The following is a 24,619-nucleotide window of genomic DNA, read 5'->3' as shown; positions in this document are numbered from 1 at the left end:
GAATCCCGGCGACGCAGAGAGTGGAAAGACGCGCCAAACTCACGGGCTAGCTCGGTAGGGGTGCAGTCGGCCCGGCGAGTCCTTCGCCGCGTTTTGCGCCTCCACCGCGCACACCTTCCGTGTCTTTGGCAGGGCAGAAGGACAACACAGTTGAGCCTTCGGCGCGGAATTCCTGACCGGGCTGAATGAATTCCAACAATCCATCGGGCTTGCGCGCGAGAATCAGGTCCAGGTCGTCACCGCGATCCTTATAGAGATCGTCTAGCGTATATTCGCCCGAGAGGTTCGTGGCCCGGAACCTCCATCCGCCCCACCAATCCCGCGTCAGGGCATCAAATGTCCGCCCGCGCGATGTTAGTGTCCGTCCGCGGGAGGTGAAGGCAATGCCGGCTTCTTGATCGACCTCATTATCTTTTGCGCCAATTTGGAAGACGCGGTGTCGGCCCAGTTCCGGCGCAAATTCCACGCAGACGAGCGCGTTATAGGCCTCGTTCGGTGTCGCCGCGATTAGGATGTTAAACGCGCCGTGATCGAGGGAGTAATCGGCATTTTCCGACAGAACTTCGCCGTAAAATGTATTGTGGCCTTCCAGTCTCGCGCCGCGAAGACGCCGCCAATTTGTATCGGCCACTGTGACTTTAATATGCATGTCCTTCAGCGCTTTGGCGAGACCAAGTGACCACGGGTTTGCCCCGACAATCAATACGCCGTCACCGTCACCACTATCGAGTTTCAGCATATGGGCGAGCGGTCCGATAAAGAACCCGGCGAAAAGCACTGTGGCAAAGACGAGAGCAAAGGCGAGCGGCACGAAAATCGCGCCATCCGCGCGACCCAGGGCCTGCATTTCCGCCGCAAATAAACCCGCGACCGCAACAGCCACAATGCCGCGCGGCGCGATGAGGGAGACGAGCAAGCTTTCTTTCCAAGACAGGCCGGACCAGAGCGTCGAGAGCATCACCGCAATGGGCCGAACGACAAACATCATGGCGAGGACAAAGGCGATGACTTTCCAGTCCTGCACGAAAGCGCGCAAGACTTCGGGCGTCAGGGTCGCCGTCAACATGACGAAGACTCCGGAGACGAGGATGATCGCGATATTTTCCTTGAAACGGCGCATTTCCACCATGGAGGCAAATTTCGTATTGGCCATGGTCATACCAAGGGCGGTCACCGCCAGCAGGCCGGTTTCATCCGCCAGAATATTGGCGAGCACATAAATTACGAGCACCCAAGCAAGGACGACGGGGGCTTTTAAATATTCAGGGATCAGACCTCTGCGGAAGGCCCACGCCATGCCGATGCCGGACAGGATTCCGACAACGGTTCCGAGGATTGCGGCAAAGGCGATCTTACCAAAAACCATGGCCATGCCGACATCCATCTGGGTAATCCGGATAAATTCGAACACGACAACCGCAAAGAGTGCGCCGAGCGGATCATTCACGATCCCTTCCCATTTCAGAACATTGGCGGGTTTGGCCTGTAAATGCGCTTGGCGGAGGAGGGGCATGATGACAGTCGGCCCGGTCACAATGAACAAGCCGCCCACCATAGCCGCCATATCCCATTCCAATCCGGCAAGATAATGGGCCGCAAGCGTACCTAGGCCCCAAGCTATGGGACCTGCCAAGACCACCATTCGGATGACCGCGCTTCTCGCTTCGCCCAAATCTTTGAATTTCAGGTTCAGCCCGCCCTCAAACAGGATAATCGCCACAGCAATCCCGATCATGGGGCGGTAAACATCGCCAAAATCGGATTGCGGGTCGAGATGGAAAGCCTCCAACCCATCATGTAGAAAGCTCGGCATGTTCAGGGTCATGAAATAGGCGACGAGCGGGCCGAAAATCAGCCCCGCAATCGCCATAAGAACGATAGCTGGACGTTGGAGTTTCCAGGCCAGCCATTGCGCGCCGATACCCAGCGCCCCGATCAGCGCAATCTTAAACGGCAGCACTGAACCCACATGATGTGCGTCTGCGCCACCGGCCGAAAATATCATATCGGCCGTCAGGCCTATCAATTCAAAACCCATGTAAGGTCCAGTCTATAGTGGCAGGCGCTTCCCCTTTGAGGCCCGACCGACCTTGGGAATAGCCTAATCGAGGGAAGAGGTCCAAATGATAAAAGCGGCCTATTCCTCGACGCGGAAAATATCGAACCCGATAGCGGATGTGCCGTAATCACCTTCATCATATTCATCGATAGCATCTTGAAAGAAGTGCAAAATATGATTGTGTATCCGTTCGAAAACGGGCTGTAATTGCGTCTCGTCGATCGGCAGGGGCAGGGCGAGCGGACGTTTATCGCCGATGGAGACTTTCATCATATCGCCTTCTTTGCGACAATGAAATTTCAGACGCATGTAATCTTTGTCCTGCGAAATTCGTACGGCCAATCCGAAGGTGATCGGCTTCAGTGGAAGATAGCCCTGACCGGAGACTGAAAACGCGCCGGACTGATAATTCTCAGCCCGAAACGGACCTTCCGGCGGGACGAGGAAGACGCAGGGCTCGTCTGAGCCGTCGAGCCAGGCGCAGAATGTATCGCGGATTGTTTCCGCCACAGATCGGATTTGGGCGTAATTATCGAAACTCCGCGCGCCGTGCACTTCGGCCACGGCCCAAATTTCGGAGAGTTTCGAATCCTCTGTCGGTTTCATATCGTGCTTCGTGTGGAAAGGTGTTTCGGTCATTCCCGTGTTGTGCCGTGAAAAATGGTCAAGTCAATCGTTGGCGCGGGGTAAAAGGCGAACTGTTTTCCCGTAGGGCGCGACTCTGGCACAGGGATTGAAAGGTCATGTCCAACGTATCAATTCGGGAGTGGGCTATGCGCACAGTAATGATGACAGGACTCATAGGGCTAAGCGTAGGCCTGAGCGGTTGTTCGCAAATTTCCAGTCTCTGGAAGGGCAAGTCTGACACCAAGGTTGAACAGGAGGCGTCACTCCGCTCAACACCCTCACAGGATTACGGTTTTGGTGATGGTGGCTATGAAGTCGACCTTTATGAGGTCCCAACTGAATCCGTTTATGCGGGATATGAGGTCGAGCTCTATAATCCGTCACAATATTACTATTACGGCTATGGTGACACGGGACGTCGTGCATTCACGACATCAGTAACAGCAGACCCGCGAGAGGCGGCCTTCGTCAAGCTTAACGGGCAATCCGATGCCAATGATTGGCGTAATTGCGAAACCCGACATCAGGGTTATCTCTTTCTTTCTGAGTATGATTTTCGTCTCGACCCGGAATTCGAAGTGTGCATGCGCAATAAGGGCTATGTCTTGACGAGCGAGGCCGGTTTTTCATCGGGGCAGGCTTTGAGCGCGCAAACCGCCGGACTTCGCGGCTATGCAACATCTTCCAGTATTTCCTATGGCGGGACTTATTACCCTTAGCCTTCAGCTTTGAGGATGGCCTTTAAACCGTTTTGAAAATGATAAAAGGTCGGGGTAAAGCCCAATTCATGCGTAGCGCGATCAATGCTAATTCGCTTACATTCGGCGTAAAATGTCCGCGCCATATCTGACACGTCCTCGCTCCCGACACTGACGCGCGGCGGTGGTGGCAGGTCAAGAAGCTGTGCCGCGTAATCCAGCACATCCTGCGGCGGGGCAGGGTTCCCATCCGCCAAATTGTAAATGGCCTGTGGATTTGGTTTGTCCGAACTTAGCAAGAGAGCGCTGACAATATCGTCGACATGGATGCGGTTGACGACCTGACCCTCTTTAATGACCGCGCGGGCCTTGCCCTGGCGTAATTTGTCAAAGGGCGACCGTCCGGGGCCGTAAATTCCCGCCAGTCGGAAAATATGAACGGGCCAACCTGTTTCCACCCATGCAATCTCCGCCTCTGCACGTGCCTTGCCGCGTTTTAAACCGGGTGTCGGGGCTTCACCTTCAAAAGCCCAGCGGCCTTGACGATCCCCATAGACTGAGGTCGCGGACAGATAGGCAATCCATTTGGCAGAGGGTATGAGCTTGCCGAGCGCTGCTAATGCGGGGTCAGAGCCGTCCTTATGGGGCGGGATGGATGTCACAATCATATCCGCTGATTGGAAAATCTTACGTAGATCGTCGGACGCCTCTCCATCAAACGCCAGACATTTCACGCCATCTAGATCTGTCTGCCCATCCCGCGTTGTCACGGTGACCGCATAGCCTCGCGAGATCAGCGCGGGCGCAAGATGCGATGCGGTATATCCCGCACCAAGCAGGAGCGCAGATTGAGGCTTATTAATGCGACCGTTCATTGTCGGCTCAGTTTCCCCCCGCTATGGCGCGTCTATGACAAGATTAGCTCTCATCACATTTCTATCTTTTGCCTTTAGCATGCCCGCCCTTGCTGCGGACTTAACGGCGGAATTTGATCAGCGCCATGAGGAATGTCTTGAATCCATCGCGGCAGATGCGGAAATCGCTTATGAGGACGCGTTGATTTGGGTTGATGATGGCGGGGGTCGCCGTGCCAAACATTGCGTCGCCATGGCTCTCTATGCGTTGGGGCAGGAAAAACAGGCGGCGTTCAAACTGGATGAGCTTGCCAAAGCGACAGATGGTGGCAGTCCCGCCATGCGGGCAAATTTCTACCTTGAGGCCGCGAATTTCTGGCTGGCCGCAGAAGAGGCGACGAAAGCCTATACGTCTGCAACGGCCGGCTTAGACATCGCCTATCAAAATACCGACCTGCGTATTGCCCGCGCCCGCGCCTATGCGCTGTCCGGGCGATATGATTATGCCGAGACGGATTTGACCTCTGTTCTGACTCTGGACCCGACCCGCGCCGACGCACTTCGCTACCGTGCCGATGCGAAATTTAAGCAGGATAAATTGAACGAGGCGCAGGTGGATATTGAGGCCTCCCTCGATCTTGATCCCCAATCGGTCGAAACGGCTTTATTGCGCGGACAAATCCGTGAGGCCGTTCGGCTAAAGGGTGTCGAAACAGCGACAGAATAGAAAAGCCGGATTGACGCCTATACGGTTTTGCCTTCAAGATAATCCGCACGCCGCCGTCGGATATCGCCATGATCGCCCATACAATTATCGAGACATCCGATTTGGACGCGGCCGTCCTGTTTTACGATAAGCTATTTGCCATCATGGGCGGACGGTCCATCCGCTCCCGCGAATGGGAACGCGCCTATGCTGTCCATCGCGGTGCGCCCGCCTTTGTTTTGCAAGAGATTAAATCCGGTGCTGCAACCCCAACGGGTCAGCGCGCCATAATTGTTCTGCAATGCAACACAGAGGCCGATGTCCAGAAGGTTTACGACACGGCGTTGCGCCTCGGGGGACAGCCGGACAGCGCCCCGGCTTGGCAGGATGAAACGATATTTACAGCCTCCTTATATGATAAAGACGGCCATAAGATTGGGTTGCGCGCACGGCAGAAAACGCGTCTGCCTGTACCTCAAAAATTAAGACGGGGTTCCCGACAGGAAGATGACCGTGCGTCCGTGGCAAGCGGAATTAAACTGCTCGATATTGTCGAGCGATATAAATCGCTGGATGACGCGACGATCCTTGATTTTGGCTGCGGGGCGAAAATCGCGCAGGCCCTGCACCAGATCGGCGACCCGCAATTCCGTTATTACGGTTTGGATATTTATTCTGAACTGATTGAATTCTTACAGCAGAGTTTCCTAGACGATCCTGCCTACGCGTTTTCCGTCGTGCCGTTTCATAACGCAATGTATAATCCAACGGGTGAGATGATGACGCCGGATTCGGCCCTCCCCATTCCAGACATTCGCGCCGATATTATCACGATGTTCTCCGTCGTGACCCATCTCAATCCGGAGGACTGTGTCGCCGTTCTTTCGATTTTGAAACGATATGCCAAGCCGGAGACACGCCTGATTTTCTCAACCTTTCTGCAGCCCGATCAAGTCGAGCCTTTCGTAGATCAAGACCCAATGCGTCCTTTGCTCGAGGCGAAATACAGACCGGATTTCATGCGCGAGCTAATTACAAATGCAGGTTGGAGCATCGTCGAGGAAAACCCGCCCTTTAGAAAACTCATCCAACATTACTTCGTCTGCGAGTTGAGCTGATTAATTCTCCGTTCCATAATCCGGCGCGAGTGTCTCGCTGAAAAATTCCAAGATCTGACGGTCTCGATGAATACGGTTGGCGGTATTCCGGAAGCCGTGTTTCTCGCCCGGATAGGTCTGAATACGCATATTGTGCATGTTATTTTTCTGCACAGCGTCCATGAGTTTGATTGAGTGGCGGAACACAACATTATCATCGGCCATCCCGTGGATGAGCAGGACGGGTTCCGTCAATCCGTCGAGATATTTAAACACGCTACCATCCTCGTAGCTACCAGCCGTGTAATTCTCCGCGCCAACTGTCGGGTCACCGAGATAGCGTTCCGTATAGGCCGTATCGTAAAGCGTCCAATCCGTGACGGGTGCGCCGGAGACACCGGATTTGTAATGGTCGGTCTGTGCCAGCATATGCAGGCTCATATAGCCGCCATAAGACCAGCCATAGACGCCCATATTCTCGCCATCGACAAAGGGTTGTGAGGCCAGCCAGTCCGCGCCTGTGGATTGGTCGATGACTTCGATCTGGCCCATACTGCGGTAGAGATGATCTTCGAATGCCTTACCCCGGTTGGTCGCGCCGCGATTGTCGAGCGTGAAGACAATAAACCCGTGATGGGCGAGCATATTTGCGAGCTGTTTCCGCCCAAATCCGCGCCGCACACGTTGTACACCCGGACCGCCATAGACGATGGTGATGGCGGGACGTGTTTCGCCCGCTTTCAGGTCTTTTGGTTTGAAGAGCATGTAATCCAGCGGGGTGCCGTCTTCAGCGTTAATTTGGCCATATTCGGGTGTAATATGCGCGTCGAGATGCGGCGCGTAAGGATGGCTTTCATCCAGATTATTCTCGTTCAGCCAAGCCAGCGGGGTGCCATCCGCTTGCATAGCGCGCAGGGTTGCGGGTATGATATCATCCGTATGGGTCTGTAAAAAACGGGTGCAATCCCCATTAAAAGACGCCCCGAATAGCCCGTCGCCCTGCGTAATTTGTGCGACAGTCGGCCCGTCTTCTGCGAGGGAAACTTTGAAAATATGGTTTGAGAGCGGGGTGTCCTGCCATCCGCTGACAAATACGCTCTCATCCGCACGACAGACGAGGTGATTGGCGTTCAGCGTCTCCGGGGTGAGGGCGTTTATGGTCCCGTCAGCGTCCACTTTGAAAATCTGACGGACATCATTGCGCTGGGCTGACCAGAGCATGCCGCCCTCTTCCGTTGGCATCATGGGCGGACCGATATTTAACCAGGTCGGAGAGGTTTCTTCATAGAAGAGTTCTTTTGCGCCCGTTTTCGCATTGACCTTGTAAATCCGGTGCGTCTTGTGATCGCGGGCAAGGACGCCGACAAAGGCGGTCACATTGTCCGGCGCCCACGCGACGCGGGTCAGATAGATATCATCGCCAAGAGTGTCGTCATCATCCAGTGCAACCCAGCGTGTCTTTCCGCCTGTGGCCGAGACAAAACCTAGCTTCACGGTCGCATTATCTGTTCCGGCAAAGGGATAGCGCTGCGCGATATTCGTCACGCCGTCCGTGCCGAAATCAATGCGATTTTCAATCGCGACGGGGCTTTCATCGATTTGAGTATAGGCGACCATTTTTGCGTCGCGGGACAGCCAATATCCCGTCGCGCGGTCCAGCTCTTCCTGCACGACAAAACTGGCCGTCGCATTGCGGATTGTATCCGTACTGCCGTCTGAGAGTTGACGTTCCAGACCTGTTTCCAGATCTTTGATATAGAGTTCGTTCTCGCGGACATAGGCAACTTTTGTACCGTCAGCGCTGACTTTCGGGTCCGTCTCAAATCCCTTCGTCGCGGTGACTTGGCGGCTCTCAACCGCCGTCAAATCGTGAAGATAAATATCCCCACCTAACGGAAAGAGGAGAAGGTTCTCCCCAACCCAGCTATATGACACGATACCGCTGCCATATTCACGGGCGCGCTCTCGGCGGTTTTTCTCCTCCTCGGACAGGACTTCCGGTCCCGCCAGCAGGTCGGTCGAACTGACGAGGAGGCGGCCTTCTCCAGTTTCCAGATCATAGGCCCAGAGGTCCTGTTGCGCCGCGTCATCCTCTCGCCCTTGCAAGACGGTCGCAAATTCACCCGACGGAGCAATCTGCACAGAGGATAGGCGCGTCCCGCCAAGCGCCGGAGAGCTGTTAATCCGTTCCGGCGTCAATCCACCCTGCACGGGCGTATTTCGAATATAATTTACGGGCTGTGTCTCAGCTTGTGACTGCATCACGGCTTCTTTCAAAGTCGTGGGCGGTTCATCGGACGCGGTACAAGCGGCGAGAGCCATTGAGAGAAGAAGAGCGGGGAGAACAAGTTTCATGTCCCGCTTTTGCGACGGCGAGAGGGGGAGTGCAAGCGATGTCATGCGGAGAAACATTGCGCAGAGATAATTTGTTCAACGAAAAACCCCATGCCAAGTCTTCGTTGAATAGGGGAGTTGGGGATGTTGTTTTTGAAAATATTGGTTCGGTGGATAGCCATGCTCACATGTCTGTTTGGCTTTGCCGCCTGTCAGGAGAGTTTGGTTCCTGAACCTGAATTGTCAGATCAAAATATCCAAGACTTAACTGAGCAAATCAAATGGCTGGATAGCAGTGTGACCTGCGAGCGTTTGGACGTATTGGTCAGACGCGTTGGCAATGTCGAGGCGATCCCGGAATTTTATCGGCGAAAGCTCTGGGCACAACAAGCGGTCTGCAGTGTGACACCCGGAACTGATATCAACACATCTGCCTATGAAATGACCAAAGCGGCTGGAATATGGGCTGACTTATCAGAAGATGTTGTGACGCTTTATGCGAAGTCCACGACCGCTTCTGAACCTCAGCTATGTTGCGCGATACAGAAAGCGGTTTGGGGCCCTATCGGGGACATTGAGGATAAAATCTGGAAAGCGAGACTTCGCCTGAAAGAAGCAGATCGGGCAAGCCTCATGTTCATGGATACGAGCGGGACAAACCCTGATTTTAGTCCGCTCATTATCCAAGGCGAAAATGCTGATATTGTAGATGTTCCGTTTCTAAGCGACCCTGCTATCAAATTGTCCGGTACATTTGAACAACGTCAAATTTCCAGTTCTGAATTGGGAGAGACGCGAACGGTTAGTATCTACACAGCCAAAGGAAAATATGATCCCAATGCGCCCGTCATCATCTTAGCAGATGGTATCAGTTTGGGATATTACGCTCGTATGATCGACCCAATGATTGAACAGGGTTTGATAAAACCTGTTAACTTTATGGGTATTCATTCGGAGCGAGACTCCATCTCTGAAGCATTGCGAGATTTGCCGAAAGATCCGCGGGCGTCAGATTATCTGCCCGGATATGACAAGGATTTTCCTGACAGATTTGATAATCACATGGAATTCATCTTCGAGACCGCGCTTCCAACACTATTTCCATCCTCAGAGAATAGTCGCAGACTGGCCGTAGGCGGTCATTCGAATGGCGCCGTATTTTCAGTTCATGCCGGTGTGAGAAACCCAAACCTCGTGGATGCTGTTTTATCTGTCTCAGGTGGGTTTGGCGGCTTGAAAGCCGCACAGGAATGCTCAGAGGACGGCGCTAACTTTTATATTTCTGCGGGAGTGTATGAGCCGTCTTTCCTGGCCTCTACGGAAGTGACCGAACAGACATTGAAAGCGCAGGGATGTAACACCCGCGCGACCTATCATCCCGTCGGTCACGATCCCGGATTTTTCAGGACAGAACTTTACCGCTTTCTCTTGGCGGAGTTCGGCAATGACTTATAAAGTTCCTTTGATATTTCATCCGCTGGAGTCTTTCGCTACCTTTTCATGAAAGAAGAGCTGCGCTACGCCCGTTTCATGTTAGTCCACGCCTCACATGCCTGATCTCCGCCCCGTTTTCTTCGTCATTGGATTGATGAGCGCTGCGCTTGGCGTTTTAATGTTCATCCCGATGTTGGTCGATTTGTTTGACGAAGCGCGGGCGTGGCGGGCCTTTGGCATTTCCGGTGGGATTGTGACGCTGTTCGGTGCGTTATTGGCGACAATTACCTATACGCCCGACCCGACTTTGCGGGCGCGGGGGGCTTTTGTTCTCACCGTGTTTGCGTGGTTGACACTGGCCATTCTCTCCGCACTGCCCTTTCTCTTTGAACCGATAAATTTATCGCTGACCGATGCAATGTTTGAAGCGACGTCCGGCATTACGACGACCGGCGCGACGATCCTGACGGGTCTGGATGATATGCCGCGCGGGGTGCTGATGTGGCGCGCTATCCTGCAATGGATCGGCGGCGTGGGTATTGTCGTGACGGCGATGGCCGTGTTGCCGATGTTGAAGGTCGGCGGCATGCAGCTCTTCCGGTTGGAAAGTTCAGATATGGGCGAGAAAATCCTGCCGCGTGCGGCGAGTCTCGCCTTGGGAATTTCGCTGGTCTATCTCTTTCTGACGGTCTGTTGTTTCCTCGGATATATTTTTACAGGTATGTCGCCTTTCGACGCCGTGGCTCATGCGATGACGACGCTGGCGACAGGTGGATATTCCACGTCGGACCTGAGCATGGGCGGTTTCATGGATAATGGCGCAGACATTGTCGGCACGATTTTTATGATGCTCGCCGCGCTGCCATTCGGGGTGTATCTGCTGATGACGACGCGCGGGGATTGGAAGGCGATTTTCCGCGACAGTCAGGTGCGGGCTTTTGTGACCGTGATTGCGGCGCTCACGCTTATCATCACATTCTTTCTTATTCTATCTGACCAGTTTGAATTGACCCGCGGGCTGAGGCTTGCCGTCTTTAATACGGTCTCTATCGTCACGGGGACCGGCTATGCGACGGCGGATTATAATGGCTGGGGGCCATTCGCGGTGACGGCCTTTTTTGCCTTCATGTTTATCGGCGGTTGTGCGGGGTCAACCGCCTGCTCCATCAAGATTTTCCGATATCAAGTCGCCTTTGAAGCGATGCGCAATTACCTCTTCCGCATGCCGCGTGAACATGTCGTCGTGCCAATGCGTTATGGCGGGCAAGCGTTGCCACCCACCGTCGTCTATTCCGTGATGAGCTATTTTTTCGTCTTCTTCATGACCTTCGTCTTAACGGCAATCCTGCTCTCCCTCATCGGGTTGGACCCCATCACGGCATGGTCGGGCGCGGGGAGTGCGATCGCCAATGTCGGTCCGGGATTGGGCGAGATTATCGGTCCGGCCGGAACCTATCAGGACTTACCCAGCTCTGCGAAATGGGTGCTCCTAACCGCGATGATTATTGGCCGATTGGAAATTGTGACGGCGTTGGTGCTGCTCACACCCGCGTTCTGGAAGTCGTAGCCCAGTTTTGAGTGGGCGCGGGACGCCTAAGAAATATTCGCCGGATCAAACACGTAATTCGTCGCGCAAAATTCGCAATTTGCCGTGATGACGCCGTCCTGCACCATGTCTTGAATCGCAGTTTCGTCGAAACTCTTAAATGTATCCACGAGACGCTCGCGGGAACAGCGGCAATTGGCATTGACGTCATGCGTTTCGACAATCCGCACGCCGTCCTCATGGAACAGGCGAAAGAGCAGGCGATGCGTTGAGAGATCAGGATCGATCAGTTCCGCATCTGTCAGCGTTCCGAACAAGGTCTGCGCGGTCTGCCACGGCATGGTCGCATCGATGCGGGCTTCGTCATCCGCGATCTTCTGGATCATCATACCACCGCCGGACCAATGCGCGCCGTCCGCGTCGACGGCCTGACCACAAGCGAGGCGGATTTTGGTTGGGATTTGCTCTGATTGATTAAAATAATGCTCTGCACAATCAGAGAGGCGGTCTCCGTCAATCGCGGCGACGCCCTGATATTGATCCATATCCGGACCTTGATCGATCGTCATGGAGAAGGTCCCCGCACCGAGCAGTTCTTTTGCGGTGGGATTGCGGGATTCGCTCTCAATCTCTTTGAGTTTTGTTTCATCCCAACGCGCATAGCCACGGATACTGCCCTCAGTCGTACAATCCGCCATCAGTAAGCTGATCGCGCCGTCATTTGTGCCGTGACACTGTACGACCAGACGGCCCTTGAATTTCAGGGATTGCGCAACGAGAGCACCCGTCATCATGGCTTCACCTAGGAGGCGGGCAACAGCCTCCGGATAGCGGTTTTCGCCGCCCGGTCGCAGCGCTTGTTCTAAAGCCGGGCCGAGTTTCACAGCACGGCCACGCACGGGCTGGTCATCTAGTTGGAACACGGTGACTTGGTCGGTTGTATTGGCGTCTAATGTCGGGGTCGTATCGGTCATCCGCGCCATGTGGGGGATGAAGGCTGAAGACGCAAGTAGCTGTCTGCAGACACGAAAAAACCCGCCGTCAGACGGGTTTGATGTTTCAAATTTTTGGCTGCAGCTAACGGCCGTTTGAGCTAGTTGACTTGCTTCGCCATCAGATCACGAATTTCTGCAAGCAGAACTTCGTTAGCTGGCGGAGCGGCTGGCGCTTCTTCTTCAGCCTTTTTCGTCTTGTTCATACCTTTGATGATCATGAACATGACGAAGGCCACAATGATGAAACTGATGAGTGCATTAATAAAGAGGCCGTAACTGATAGCTGTTTCCGGCGTTGTGATCGTTCCGTCAGCCGCTACGACAGCTTCGGTCATGACATATTTCATATTTGCCATATCGACGCCGCCCATGATTGGGCTGATGGCCGGCATGAAGACGTCACCGATGAACGATGTGACGACTGTTGCAAAAGCCGAACCCATCACGAAGCCGACGGCCATATCGACGAGGTTACCCTTCATCGCAAATTCTTTAAATTCTGAAATCATTCCCATTGGATTTCCCCTTGAAAGTTAAAGCCGGACCCTATTCCGGCTACTGCGCGCGTAATTCGCATGTAGAGGGGGCATGGGTCAACATACTTAATTTTGTCTATGAATGCTGTTCATCTTGTATCAATCAGGTTCCACACATCAGAAAGGTCCCGCCCATGCAATATCTTCATACAATGCTTCGCGTCTCAGATCTTGAGGCAGCGCTCGCCTTTTACTGTGACGGATTGGGGCTGGTCGAGACCCGACGCTATGAAGCCAAGAAGGGACGGTTTACGCTGGTCTTTCTCGCGGCACCCGATGATGTGGAGCGGGCGAAAGCGGATAAAGCTCCCTTGGTTGAATTGACTTACAATTGGCCCGCAGAGGACGGCACGGCGGAAGAGCTTACGGGTGGGCGTAATTTTGGGCATTTGGCTTACCGTGTCGATGATATTTACGCGACCTGCGCGCATCTCCAATCCCAGGGCATCACAATTCTCCGCCCGCCCCGTGACGGCCATATGGCGTTCATCCGCAGTCCGGACGGCGCATCTGTCGAGTTATTGCAGGCAGGCGACAATCTCGCCCCGCAAGAACCTTGGGCGTCAATGGAGAATACCGGAGAATGGTGATTTAGATATTCAATTCTTCGAATTGATTGTCCGAGGACCGAAAGCCTTAGCTTTCAGCTAAAAAATTATTTCTTAGACGCGTCGTCAATCCGTTGACGGAGTTCCTTACCCGTGCGGAAGAACGGCACATGTTTTTCCGGCACGGCGACACTTTCGCCTGTGCGCGGGTTGCGTCCGGCGCGGGCATCCCGGCGGCGCACGGAAAATGCGCCAAAGCCACGGAGCTCCACGCGCGCACCAGCTTCAAGTGTTTGTGTGACTGTTTCCAGCACGACCGCCACCAAACGTTCCATATCCCGACGCGTCAAATGCGGATTTTCTTCGTGGAGGGTGTCGATGAGTTCTGATCTTAGCATGGCCCTTATAAATCAGGGACGGCCCTAACAGGTCAATCGAAATCCGACATTCGGGCATAAAAAAAGCCCCTGTTACAGGGACTTTTATGGTTAATGCTGGCTTAATTTTCTCCGGTCAATGCGTTCACCGCACTGACCGAAGAGTTTAAAGCCTAGTTGTCACCTTTGAGGGCAGCACCGAGGATGTCGCCGAGGGACGCGCCGGAATCGGCGGAACCATACTGTTCGACGGCTTCCTTCTCTTCCGCGATTTCCAGCGCCTTGATGGACAGCTGATAATCATTACGGGCGCGGTTGGCGCGAGTAATCATGGCGTCAACCTTGTCACCGACGGCAAAGCGTTCCGGACGCTGCTCGGACCGTTCACGGGACAGATCGCCTTTACGGATGAAGGCTTTGACATCATTCTCTTCGCCGAATGTGACGTCCAGACCGGCTTGCTGTACGTTGACAACTGTACAGGTAACAGTCGCACCGCGATTGGCACCGGCTGCACCGGCAGGGGCTTCGTCTTTGGTGAGTTGCTTGATGCCGAGCGAAATACGCTCTTTCTCAATGTCGACTTCGAGGATTTTGGCTTCAACTGTGTCGCCTTTATTATAATCCTTGAGGGCTTCTTCGCCGGACTTGTCCCAAGACAGGTCGGACAAATGCGCCATGCCGTCGATCTCGCCGTCCAGTCCGATGAACAGACCAAACTCCGTGATAGAGCGAACTTCGCCTGTGACCGTGCTGCCGAGCGGGAAGCGGTCGGAGAAATCGTCCCAAGGGTTGCTTTGAACCTGCTTGATACCGAGGGAGATGCGACGCTTCTCCTGGTCGACATCGAGCACTTCGACTTCGATTTGCTGCGATGTGGAGACGATTTTGCCGGGATGGACGTTTTTCTTTGTCCAGGACATTTCAGAGACATGGACGAGGCCTTCAACGCCTTCTTCCAGCTCGATAAATGCACCGTAATCGGCGATATTCGTGACCGTACCTGTGTGACGTGTGCCGGGCGTGTATTTCGCGGCGGCTGCATTCCACGGATCTTCCTGAAGCTGCTTCATGCCGAGGCTGATGCGTTGTGTTTCAGGGTTGATGCGGATGATTTTGACCTGAACCGTGTCGCCCACATTGAGGACTTGGCTCGGGTGGCTGACGCGACGCCAGGACATGTCTGTGACATGAAGGAGGCCGTCAATACCGCCGAGGTCAACGAAGGCACCGTAATCGGTGATGTTCTTGACAACGCCGTCACGTGTTTCGCCCTCTTTAAGCTGACCGACGAGTTCCGCACGTTGTTCCGCACGCGACTCTTCGAGGATGGCGCGACGGGAGACAACGATGTTGCCACGCGAGCGGTCCATTTTCAGGATCATGAAAGGCTGTGTCTGACCCATGAGCGGGCCAATATCGCGGACCGGACGGATATCAACTTGCGAACCCGGAAGGAAAGCATTGATGCCGCCGAGGTCGACCGTAAAGCCACCTTTGACGCGACCGACGATTTCGCCGTTCACAGGCTCTTCTTTTTCGAAGAATTTGTGCATCTTGACCCAGGCTTCTTCGCGGCGCGCTTTGTCGCGCGAGAGAACGGCTTGGCCGAGGGCGTTTTCAATACGCTCAAGGTAGATATCGACGCTGTCGCCGACTTTTGGCATTGTGTCTTCGCCGGGTGTGAAGAACTCACGGGCGTCGATACGGCCTTCGGTTTTCAGACCGACGTCAACAATGACGACGTCTTTTTCGATACCGGTGACAAGGCCGGAGACGACTTTGCCTTCTTGCATCGGGGAAGCCTCAATCGCGGCTTCAAACATGGATGCAAAATCATCCGTGGTGGGGTTCATAGTTTCGGACATGTGTAAGGGAGTTCTCCAACAATTAGGTCCTGCCAATTATTCGCCTCATTGCGAGCTAATGGACTAGCCCGGCCAATCCGGGCGTAAGAAATATGACGCGGCAGGAGGTGGAGTGCCATCCAGCGCAGTCGCGCGGCCTATAGGGGAGGCGGGTTGGGGATGCAAGCGGGGATCATGTTTTTCAAACGCGGATTAAGGGCCGTCTGATCCTCATTGCGGACGTTAACTGAGCGGATTAGATTGCCAAGAATGACAAATTTTCGAAACACCTTTTGTAGTGCGTCTATTCACATGGCTTTTCACACTAACCTAAGAAAATAGAGCCTTCAGGATATTGTATTCTCGGTGTCGTTTTCGATGCGAGAAAGAACCCGAGGGTCAGAGGGCCCAGTCTGCCCAAAAACATGATTAAGCAAATGATTGCCCTGCCAAAGTCATTGAGCTCGCCGGTCGCCCCCTGGCTCAATCCTACTGTTCCAAAAGCAGAGGTTACTTCAAATGCAGCTGTCAAAAAATCTATTTCATGCGTCGCAACGATCAAAAATAAACCCGCCAAAATGACGAAAAGGCTGATTGTCAAAAGCGCCATCACTTTTAAGCCTTGCTGTAATCCCACACTGTAACCGAATGCTCTCATTTTTCCAGAATTGCGAAAAAATGCTATCGTTGCGAGCAGGAGTACCACAGCGGTTGTGACCTTAATGCCACCCGCCGTAGATGTGCTACCGCCGCCGATGACCATCAGAACCATCGTCATGAGTGTTGTGCTATCCTGCATGGCTGCCGTATTCATTGAGTTAAAACCAGCCGTTCGGGGGGTAACGGCCTCGAACCATATTGCGTTCAGTCTCTCCCCTGAAGTTGCCAAACCAGCCAATGTTTCAGGGTTGTTCCATTCCAACACTCCATACCCAAAGCAGGAGATAAGGATTAAGCTGAGTGTTCCGACTAACATTAAACGTGTGTGCAGAGAGAATTTCTGCCATTTTCCATGTACCAAGATATCAGACAGAACTGCGAAGCCGAGACCTGCGACAATAAACTGAACGGAAATTGTAATTATAATGAGTGGATTGCCAACATAGCCCATGAGGCTGTTTGAGAACAGTGAGAATCCAGCGTTATTAAAAGCCGAGATAGAATGAAAGGCAGCCTGCCATAACCCTTCACGCCAACCAAAGTCAGGCACGAAAACGAATGCCATTATGGCCATGCCGATTACTTCACAAACTAACACGACTTTGAAAACAATCCGGACAATGTCGAGTAATCCCCCTAGAGATGACAGGCCCATTTCTTCCCGAAGGAATTGCCGTTGTGCTAGACCAATTTGCATCCCTAAAGATGAGAGGACCAAGACCGCAAATGTCATTAGGCCCATGCCTCCGAGCTGTATCAACAGCATAAGGACACCTTGTCCAAATGTTGTGAATGCCGTTCCGGTGTCTACAACAACTAAGCCAGTAACAGTTACAGCTGAGGTCGCGGTAAAGAACGCATCTGACCAAGTGATACCGTCATTGGATGCGACGGGTAACATTAGTAATAAGGCACCGACCGTAATCCAACTTAAGTACAGCAGCGCCAGCAGAGCGGGGGCTGGTAAATCTAAAAATCGTCTCACTGCAGATTACATTACGTCGGAGAATTTGCGTAATTGGCTACGCGTGCCGAATAGAATGATCTTATCGTTTTCCTTCAAAACATCATTAAATTCAGCGGAACTAGAAAACACGCCATCAGAGTAAACACCCATGCAAGAAATATTGTGGGCTTTTTCAAATTTAAACTCCGCCAGTGATTTACCTGCTAAAGAAGAAAGCACCTCCATCATGACGACGTATTGTCCGTCGCCCAGTGACATAAAGTCTTCCAGATGAGGATTATGGATTATCTGAGCGATATGTGTGCCGAAGCGCTGCTCGGGAAGTACAACATAGTGAACACCAATTGCCTTCAAGATTTTTTGTTGAGTCTGGGTCTGCGCTTTAACCCAAACCTGTCTGCATCCTAATTCCATCACATTCATAGCAACCAGAATACTAGCCTCAGTATTTTCGCCGATGGAAACTAAGACCGCATCATAAGTCTCAAGTGCACATTGAGAAAGAGCTTTGTCATCAGTCGCATCAACCTGAATAGATGACTTTATCTCATCACATATCATGCTCACGCGAGCAGGGTCATCGTCAATACCAAGGACATTGTCTCCCATGCGGGTTAATTCTCTAGCTACAGAGACACCGAAGGTGCCGAGGCCAATGATAGCTACATTTCTGCATTTGTTAGCCATGGATTTTATATCTAAAAGTTGTCTGAAAGTTATGTTTCTACAAAAACAGGTTTAGCTCGTGTGTGTTCCTCCGTCTATCTATTGATGTGCGAATGATGTGCGAAATTTTCTGGCTCCGATATCCGCTTCGCCCCCTAAAGCGACATTAAGCGTTAGTCGCACCTCTCCACATTCGAACACCCTTTGACTCGCAATCACGCCCACTTCCGCCTAAGTCCATCCCATGAAGTTCGGTGAACATTTCTTGGAGGAGTTGAAGGCGCGGGTTCGGCCGTCTGACGTTGTCGGCCGCCACGTGAAACTTAAACGCCAAGGACGTGAATTTGCAGGGCTGTCGCCCTTCACGAATGAAAAGACGCCGAGCTTTTTCGTGAATGACGAAAAGGGGTTCTATCACTGTTTTTCCAGCGGTAAACATGGCGATGCGATTTCGTTCCTGATGGAGGTCGAGGGTTTGTCCTTTCCCGAAGCCGTCGAAGCCCTCGCGACAATGGCGGGGATGGAAATGCCGCAGGCTGACCCGCAGGCGGAGGCGCGCGCGGCGAAGAATAAAGAAACCATCTCATGGATGGAGCGCGCGCAGGAATTTTTCGAAAAGACGCTCTACCGCACGGATGGCGCGGCGGCGCGGGACTATCTCACAAATAGAGGCATGAGCAAGACGGCCGCCAAAGCTTTCGGCATGGGTTTTGCGCCGGATAATTTCTCGGCGCTAAAGGATGAGCTGATCGCGCAGGGCGCGACGCCCGCGCAATTGGTTGAGGCCGGATTACTGGTCGAGCCGGAAGACCGCTCCCGCGCCCCGTGGGACAGGTTCCGCGACCGCATCATGTTTCCCATCCACGACACGCGCGGGCGGCTCGTCGCCTTTGGCGGGCGGGCCATGGCCAAGGATGCCAAGGCGAAATATCTGAACAGTCCCGAAACGCCGATTTTCCAGAAAGGGCGGCTGCTCTATAATTATCACCGTGCGCGGCGGGCCTTCTCGGACGCGTCCAATACGGCGCGGGGACTGATTGTCGCCGAAGGCTATATGGATGTCATCGCACTGGCCCGTGCGGGGTTCGGTCATACGGTCGCGCCGATGGGCACGGCCCTGACGGAAGATCAGCTTGATCTGCTCTGGCGGGTCGGACCGGAACCTATTCTCTGCTTTGACGGTGATAAAGCGGGCGTTCGTGCCGCGTTCCGGTCGATTGAACGCGCGCTACCCCTGCTGCGCCCCGGACAGACTCTGCGTTTCGCCATGTTACCGGAGGGGCAGGACCCCGACGATCTCATCCGTGCATCGGGACCGCCTGCTATCGCGAAAGTCCTCGACGCCGCCATTCCGCTCGTCGATATGCTCTGGCGGCGCGAGGTCGAGGCGGAACCGCTCAACACGCCGGAAGCCAAAGCCGGACTGAAATCGCGGCTCTACAAGGCGCTGGACGAGATTGAGAACGGCGATGTTAAAGCGCTCTATAAAACAGAGCTTCTAGCGCGGTTTGACGCAAATTATGGCTGGCAGGCCCAGCGTGGCAATCAGTATAAACGTAAATCTGACGGGGAAACGAAAGCTGGCAAGACGACGCAAATTGCTTCTGCACAGAAACTGGCCTCCAATACGCGGGTTGAAACCACGCTGATCGGGGCGATTCTCGAATTCCCCGAATTGCTGGAACGCGTGGATGAGCGCTTTTTTGAGCTGGAATTTGGGAGTGCAGATGCGTCTGCTCTACAAAAAGCAGTTCTCAACTGGTGGCGGCAGGCGAAAGCGGTTGAAAAAACTCATCTCTTTACACATATACAGTCCTCAGGAATGGAACAGGCTTATCGTGCGCTGTCCCGTCAACGGCTCTTGATCAGGGCGGGGATGGGGGGCGCAGACGCAACACTGGATACTCGCGCGGCACTCTGGAACGCCCAGGCCGACACCCTTATAGGGACCACCCAGTTGGAAGCGGAGAGCTCGGACACTCGCGCCCGGATGGTCGATGCCATTACGGGTGACAACTCGGACGGATTGCACCGTGCGATGCGCGCATCTAAAGAGGCGCGCGACTAGGAATTTCACGGCCCTCTCGGTCATGTGCGGATCACGCATGGGCGCTGGGGCTAACGATATTTTAAGTCCTGCTTTACCATAAGCGGGGCTGAATAAAGGGTGATCAAACATATGGCCAAAGCTGCCGCGGCTGAAAAAGCCACTCCAACGACTGCGTTGGCGACGAAACGTAAACGTCTCGACTTCGACAATATCGATGTCAAACGCATGATTGTGGAGGCCAAGAAATCTGGCCTCCTGCATACGGATGAACTCAACAAACATCTCGATATGGACGGCATCACCGCCGACGAAATCGAGATCATCATCGCGCAACTCTCCGAGATGGGTATTTCCGTTCATGATCAACGGGACGAGGAAACGCTCGGGCCGAAGACGCTCGCGCGGACCTCCACCACGGCGGTCAAGGGCGGCAATTCCAAGGAAGAACTCGATCGCACTGATGATCCCGTGCGGATGTATCTGCGCGAAATGGGCGTCGTCGAGCTGCTCTCCCGCGAGGGCGAGATCGCGATTGCCAAACGGATTGAGGCCGGCCGCGACACAATGATTAAGGGCCTGTGCGAAAGCGCCCTGACATTCGAAGCCATCATGATTTGGCGCGAAGAGCTGGAGGAGGGCGAAATCCTCCTGCGCGACATCATCGATCTGGACACGATGTATAACCGCTCTATCGGGAATATTCAGGAAGACCGGTCCGCGCTGGCTGTTCGCCGCGAGAAGATCGAAAAAGGCGAATTGGAAAAACAGGAAGGTGACCTTGAGTCCCTTGCCGAAGAACGCAAAACCAAAATGCCGGAGCGGACCTATAAGCCCGGTGAAAAGCCCATTGAGGATGATGAGGACGAGGAAGAAGATAAGACAAATCTCAGCATGGCCGGCATGGAAGCCGCCCTGCGCGACGACATCATGCTACGGCTCGACCGGATTTCGCAGGATTTCGTGCGCTTCCAAAAACTCCAGCAAATGCTCATCCGCGCGCGTCTCTCCGGCAAGAAACTGCGCAAGCCGCAGGCCGAAGAATATGACGCCGTGCAGGAACAGATCATTACTGAGATTAAAGAGCTACAGCTCAATAACGCGCGGATCGACGCCCTGATTGACCAGCTCTATACAATTAATAAGCGCTTCATCTCACTTGAGGGCAAACTCATGCGTTTGGCCGACGGTAACGGCGTCCCGCGTGAGGATTTCCTGACGGCTTATTTGGGCTCTGAATTGAACCCGAATTGGACGGAAGAGATGGAAGGGCGCTCCACGGCGTGGGACCGTTTCCTACAGCGTGAAAACCGCTCCATTCATAAAATCCGGAATGAAATCGGGGGGCTTGCGCAGGAAACCGGTGTGCCCGTCGATGAATTCCGCCGCATCGTCCAAAAGGTCCAAAAAGGCGAGCGAGAAGCGCGTCAGGCCAAGAAGGAAATGGTCGAAGCAAACTTGCGCCTCGTGATTTCCATCGCCAAGAAATATACAAATCGCGGCCTGCAATTCCTCGATCTCATTCAGGAAGGCAATATCGGCCTGATGAAGGCCGTCGATAAATTCGAATATCGCCGCGGTTACAAATTCTCGACCTATGCGACGTGGTGGATCCGTCAGGCGATCACACGCTCTATCGCGGATCAGGCACGGACGATCCGGATTCCGGTTCACATGATTGAGACGATTAACAAGATCGTCCGGACCAGCCGTCAAATCCTCCACGAAATTGGCCGCGAGCCAACACCGGAAGAACTGGCCGCAAAACTCTCTATGCCCTTGGAGAAGGTCCGCAAGGTCATGAAAATCGCCAAAGAGCCGATCTCCCTCGAAACCCCGATTGGTGACGAGGAAGACAGCCAACTCGGCGATTTCATCGAGGATAATAATGCCATCCTCCCGATTGAGGCGGCGATCCAATCTAACCTACGCGAAACCACAACCCGCGTGCTGGCATCGCTAACCCCACGTGAAGAACGCGTCCTGCGAATGCGCTTCGGGATCGGAATGAACACGGACCACACGCTGGAAGAAGTCGGGCAGCAATTCTCGGTCACCCGTGAACGGATCCGCCAGATCGAAGCGAAAGCGCTACGGAAGCTGAAACATCCAAGCCGAAGCCGGAAGCTCCGGAGTTTCTTGGATCAGTAAACCGCGCCAGATGTTTAAAAAGGGCGCCGTAACTCTGGCGGCCTTTTTAACTTTGGCAGCAACTTATGTGGCTGCTAAAAATTTGGGCTTAATTGGACGTTTATTCAGCGATGGTTTGAATGCGAGCGAGACTTTCCCACTCTTTCAAGTCGGTGATGCTTTCCAACTTAAGCTTGAGCCGAACTGGCGTGGAACATATCGTTACAATGCTATCTTGAAGTTCGGCGATAAAAGCACGCCGGAAGGGAATAAGAGCCAATCTGCAAGCTTCAAGATCAAAGAAACTCTGTGTGACACAGGAAAACTCTTGGGCGTTGAAGATATTGAGTTAGAAGCCGATTCAAAAAAATATACTCATTTCTCTCTTGGCCGCTATGGCAAAGAAATCAGACTTCCTTTGGGGCAAAAAAGATTGGCCGTTTGTCTAAATGTTAGTGTGGAAAATCTTAGTGAACCTGTCGTTCAGACGGCGGCCTTAAATATTTATGCCGTTAATACGCGGCCATGTTGGTTTGTCGAATGCCTTTTAGATTAGATGATTGACCCAAACCTCTGAGACTGGTGCCTATCAAAAATTACGCAAATCAAGTCGCACCGAATCGGCCATAATCTGATATTGATTTAGATAGCTTTTCCCCCTCGGGTTTTCGGTGTGAAGTGCTGCAATCGATACACTTACTTCTTAAACGAGAGACTTTAATGCCCGCGCGCGTTTCTCATCTGGGTTACCCCACTGCCCGCAATATCAACCACCCAAGATAGGCAGCATAGGCCAACAGCAGTACCGCCCCCTCCCAGCGCATAATTTTCTTATGCGTCAAGGCAAAGCCGAACATGGCAGCGGTCGCGAGACAAAGGACTACACCGTCGATCAGGGAGAACCCGCCCGCGCCAAAGCGTAAGGGATAGACGGCGGCGGTTACGCCCAAAATGCCAAGCCCGTTAAAGATATTGCTGCCGACAATATTGGCAAAGGCGAGGGCGTTTTCTTTCTTCAGACTGGCAATTATGGAGGCCGTCGCTTCGGGGAGGGAGGTTCCGATGCCCACAATCGTAATCCCGATAATGGCTTCGCTGACGCCCAATCCCCTCGCGATGGACGACGCGCCGCGGATCAGACTTTCCGCTCCTGCCATGAGCAGCACAATCCCGCCCACCGCGAAGAGGAGTGACAGCAGAACGGATTGCGGGGCTTTGACATCGTCCATCTCGCTATCATCAATGGCATCCGCCATATCCGCACGGATGGTGAGGAACATATAGAGCGTGAAAGCGGCGATGAGGACGAAAGCACCGACCTGCGGGATGCCGCCCGTGTAAATCCAATACAGCGCGGCGATGGACCCGAAACTCACGAATATCGCGTCCCGTGCTAATCCGTGCATCCGTGTCGCAATTGGAGCAATCAAGGTCGCCGCGCCTAATATCATCAGGATGTTGGAAATATTGCTGCCGAGGACGTTACCAAAGGCGATATCCGGCGAGCCCTTTGCCGCCGCGCCAAAAGTCGCGACGAATTCGGGCATGGATGTGCCGAATCCGATGAGGGTCACCCCGATCAGGGCTTTGGACATGCCCAGCCGTGTGGCCAGTGCCACGGAGCCGCGCACAAGGATTTCACCCCCGCCCACGAGGAGGGCGAGACCGAGAAGGATCAGGACTACGCTCAAGATTTAGATGTTTTCCGTCGGCGCCAGAACCAGCGCAGGAGGAATAATCCCGGAATAATCACGAGTAGTAACCACGGTAATATGGCCGCGACGAAATAGATTACGCCGGACAGACCTTCCGATAAGGTCCGCATGAAATCCTTCAACGCATCACCGACGGGCGAGAAGGCTCCGCGTGTGACGGCCTGTCTCTGGCTGCTGTAACTGATGTCGACAACGGACATGGAGACCCGCGCCCGCAGGGCTTTCAGGTTCGCCGTCGCGCTTTCAATCTCGGCCTGCACCCGCGCGAGTTCACGTTCGAGGGCGAGCAGGTCGGGCAGTTTGGCATCGCGTGTTTCCAGAAGGCCTTCAAGCCGCGTTCGCAAGGTCGTCTGCGCTTTCAACCGCGCATCCGTATCGAGAATGGACCGCGTCAGGTCTTCGACGGAGGTATTGGAAGAGGCGAGGCGGCCTTTCGCCGTCTCAATGTCTTTCTGCATACCCGCGACGAATGTTTTGAGCCATTCCGGTTCAGCGCGGAGAGAGAGGTTCGCGCGAACATCGTCTTCCGAATAGGCGTTCGCGTTGGAGCCCATGACTTGGCATTTGGTTGGCCCCGCATCCTGACAGACTTGCATATGTTTATCGGCGGTCGCTTTGACGGAGGCGACGGGGAGTTCGAGGCCGTAGCCGTAGCGATAGGCGAGAAATGTGCCAGAGGTTTCCGACGCTTCCTTGCGTTCCATAGGCGGTTCCCACGCAACGTCTGCACTTTCACTATATGCTTCCCTCTCTACCTGACTCTTATCAAGACTGTA

21 protein-coding genes are annotated in these 24,619 nt (G+C 53.7%); 9 read left to right on the top strand and 12 right to left on the bottom strand.

Annotated features, from left to right (window positions below; all coding sequences use genetic code 11):
* Positions 1–46 precede the first annotated feature (46 nt).
* Entirely contained in the window at positions 47–2,038 is a 1,992-nt protein-coding gene (locus tag ACP9M6_RS00500) for a cation:proton antiporter (protein ID WP_427452488.1), read from the bottom strand.
* 99 nt (positions 2,039–2,137) lie between these two features.
* Entirely contained in the window at positions 2,138–2,698 is a 561-nt protein-coding gene (locus tag ACP9M6_RS00495) for a hypothetical protein (protein WP_427452486.1), read from the bottom strand.
* A gap of 134 nt (positions 2,699–2,832) precedes the next feature.
* Between ACP9M6_RS00495 and ACP9M6_RS00490 the strand changes: the two genes are divergently transcribed.
* Positions 2,833–3,405 (top strand): hypothetical protein, encoded by a 573-nt coding sequence (locus ACP9M6_RS00490; RefSeq protein ID WP_427452484.1) that lies wholly within the window; start codon positions 2,833–2,835, stop codon positions 3,403–3,405.
* Here the strand turns inward: ACP9M6_RS00490 and ACP9M6_RS00485 are convergent.
* A complete protein-coding gene (locus tag ACP9M6_RS00485) occupies positions 3,402–4,259 on the bottom strand; it encodes an SDR family oxidoreductase (protein ID WP_427452482.1) in 858 nt (285 codons plus the stop codon). The genes ACP9M6_RS00490 and ACP9M6_RS00485 overlap by 4 nt on opposite strands.
* Before the next feature lie 34 nt (positions 4,260–4,293).
* On the opposite strand from ACP9M6_RS00485, the gene ACP9M6_RS00480 reads away from it, so the two are divergent.
* A complete protein-coding gene (locus tag ACP9M6_RS00480) occupies positions 4,294–4,965 on the top strand; it encodes a tetratricopeptide repeat protein (RefSeq protein ID WP_427452480.1) in 672 nt (223 codons plus the stop codon).
* Between the two features lie 68 nt (positions 4,966–5,033).
* A complete protein-coding gene (locus tag ACP9M6_RS00475; RefSeq protein ID WP_427452477.1) occupies positions 5,034–6,062 on the top strand; it encodes a methyltransferase domain-containing protein in 1,029 nt (342 codons plus the stop codon).
* Here the strand turns inward: ACP9M6_RS00475 and ACP9M6_RS00470 are convergent, their stop codons facing one another.
* Positions 6,063–8,396: a DPP IV N-terminal domain-containing protein gene (locus ACP9M6_RS00470; RefSeq protein WP_427452475.1), complete on the bottom strand. Its 2,334-nt coding sequence runs from the start codon at positions 8,394–8,396 to the stop codon at positions 6,063–6,065.
* Between the two features lie 123 nt (positions 8,397–8,519).
* Between ACP9M6_RS00470 and ACP9M6_RS00465 the strand changes: the two genes are divergently transcribed.
* A complete protein-coding gene (locus ACP9M6_RS00465) occupies positions 8,520–9,830 on the top strand; it encodes an alpha/beta hydrolase (protein ID WP_427452473.1) in 1,311 nt (436 codons plus the stop codon).
* A gap of 94 nt (positions 9,831–9,924) precedes the next feature.
* Positions 9,925–11,376: a TrkH family potassium uptake protein gene (locus ACP9M6_RS00460; protein WP_427452470.1), complete on the top strand. Its 1,452-nt coding sequence runs from the start codon at positions 9,925–9,927 to the stop codon at positions 11,374–11,376.
* A gap of 26 nt (positions 11,377–11,402) precedes the next feature.
* On the opposite strand, the gene ACP9M6_RS00455 is transcribed toward ACP9M6_RS00460, so the two are convergent.
* Positions 11,403–12,329, bottom strand: a complete 927-nt coding sequence (locus ACP9M6_RS00455) for an Hsp33 family molecular chaperone HslO (protein WP_427452468.1) — start codon at positions 12,327–12,329, stop codon at positions 11,403–11,405.
* A gap of 119 nt (positions 12,330–12,448) precedes the next feature.
* Positions 12,449–12,865: a large-conductance mechanosensitive channel protein MscL gene (gene mscL, locus ACP9M6_RS00450; protein WP_427452466.1), complete on the bottom strand. Its 417-nt coding sequence runs from the start codon at positions 12,863–12,865 to the stop codon at positions 12,449–12,451.
* A 155-nt stretch (positions 12,866–13,020) separates the two neighbouring features.
* Here mscL and ACP9M6_RS00445 point away from each other — a divergent pair, with 155 nt between their 5' ends.
* The gene (locus ACP9M6_RS00445) at positions 13,021–13,476 is read left to right on the top strand and encodes a VOC family protein (RefSeq protein WP_427452464.1); all 456 of its coding nucleotides are present in this window, start codon (positions 13,021–13,023) and stop codon (positions 13,474–13,476) included.
* 65 nt (positions 13,477–13,541) lie between these two features.
* Here the strand turns inward: ACP9M6_RS00445 and ACP9M6_RS00440 are convergent, their stop codons facing one another.
* The 4 genes from ACP9M6_RS00440 to ACP9M6_RS00425 form a co-directional block, all read right to left on the bottom strand.
* Entirely contained in the window at positions 13,542–13,832 is a 291-nt protein-coding gene (locus ACP9M6_RS00440) for an integration host factor subunit beta (protein ID WP_427452462.1), read from the bottom strand.
* A gap of 152 nt (positions 13,833–13,984) precedes the next feature.
* Complete coding sequence (gene rpsA / locus ACP9M6_RS00435; protein ID WP_427452460.1) at positions 13,985–15,679, bottom strand: 30S ribosomal protein S1; 1,695 nt, start codon at positions 15,677–15,679, stop codon at positions 13,985–13,987.
* A gap of 304 nt (positions 15,680–15,983) precedes the next feature.
* Complete coding sequence (locus ACP9M6_RS00430; RefSeq protein ID WP_427452458.1) at positions 15,984–17,303, bottom strand: TrkH family potassium uptake protein; 1,320 nt, start codon at positions 17,301–17,303, stop codon at positions 15,984–15,986.
* Positions 17,304–17,309: 6 nt separating this feature from the next.
* Positions 17,310–17,972, bottom strand: coding sequence for a potassium channel family protein (locus ACP9M6_RS00425; protein ID WP_427452456.1), 663 nt, complete (start codon positions 17,970–17,972; stop codon positions 17,310–17,312).
* Between the two features lie 223 nt (positions 17,973–18,195).
* On the opposite strand from ACP9M6_RS00425, the gene dnaG reads away from it, so the two are divergent.
* The 3 genes from dnaG to ACP9M6_RS00410 all read left to right on the top strand — a co-directional run bounded on the left by dnaG (position 18,196) and on the right by ACP9M6_RS00410 (position 22,684).
* Positions 18,196–20,019, top strand: coding sequence for a DNA primase (dnaG, locus tag ACP9M6_RS00420; RefSeq protein ID WP_427452454.1), 1,824 nt, complete (start codon positions 18,196–18,198; stop codon positions 20,017–20,019).
* A 111-nt stretch (positions 20,020–20,130) separates the two neighbouring features.
* Entirely contained in the window at positions 20,131–22,149 is a 2,019-nt protein-coding gene (rpoD, locus tag ACP9M6_RS00415; protein ID WP_427452452.1) for an RNA polymerase sigma factor RpoD, read from the top strand.
* 10 nt (positions 22,150–22,159) lie between these two features.
* Complete coding sequence (locus tag ACP9M6_RS00410) at positions 22,160–22,684, top strand: hypothetical protein (protein WP_427452450.1); 525 nt, start codon at positions 22,160–22,162, stop codon at positions 22,682–22,684.
* Positions 22,685–22,874: 190 nt separating this feature from the next.
* Here ACP9M6_RS00410 and ACP9M6_RS00405 read toward each other — a convergent pair whose 3' ends face one another.
* Together ACP9M6_RS00405 and ACP9M6_RS00400 are read right to left on the bottom strand one after the other, a co-directional pair.
* Complete coding sequence (locus tag ACP9M6_RS00405) at positions 22,875–23,819, bottom strand: calcium/sodium antiporter (RefSeq protein ID WP_427452448.1); 945 nt, start codon at positions 23,817–23,819, stop codon at positions 22,875–22,877.
* A complete protein-coding gene (locus tag ACP9M6_RS00400) occupies positions 23,816–24,547 on the bottom strand; it encodes a DUF4349 domain-containing protein (RefSeq protein WP_427452446.1) in 732 nt (243 codons plus the stop codon). Before ACP9M6_RS00400 ends, ACP9M6_RS00405 begins: the two co-directional genes overlap by 4 nt.
* Between the last annotated feature and the right edge of the window lie 72 nt (positions 24,548–24,619).

This window comes from Litorimonas sp. WD9-15 (genome assembly GCF_050271975.1).
In the GTDB taxonomy this organism is placed as follows: Bacteria; Pseudomonadota; Alphaproteobacteria; order Caulobacterales; family Maricaulaceae; genus Litorimonas.
Note: the sequence above shows the minus strand (reverse complement) of the source record. Positions and strands in the feature narration are given on the sequence as shown.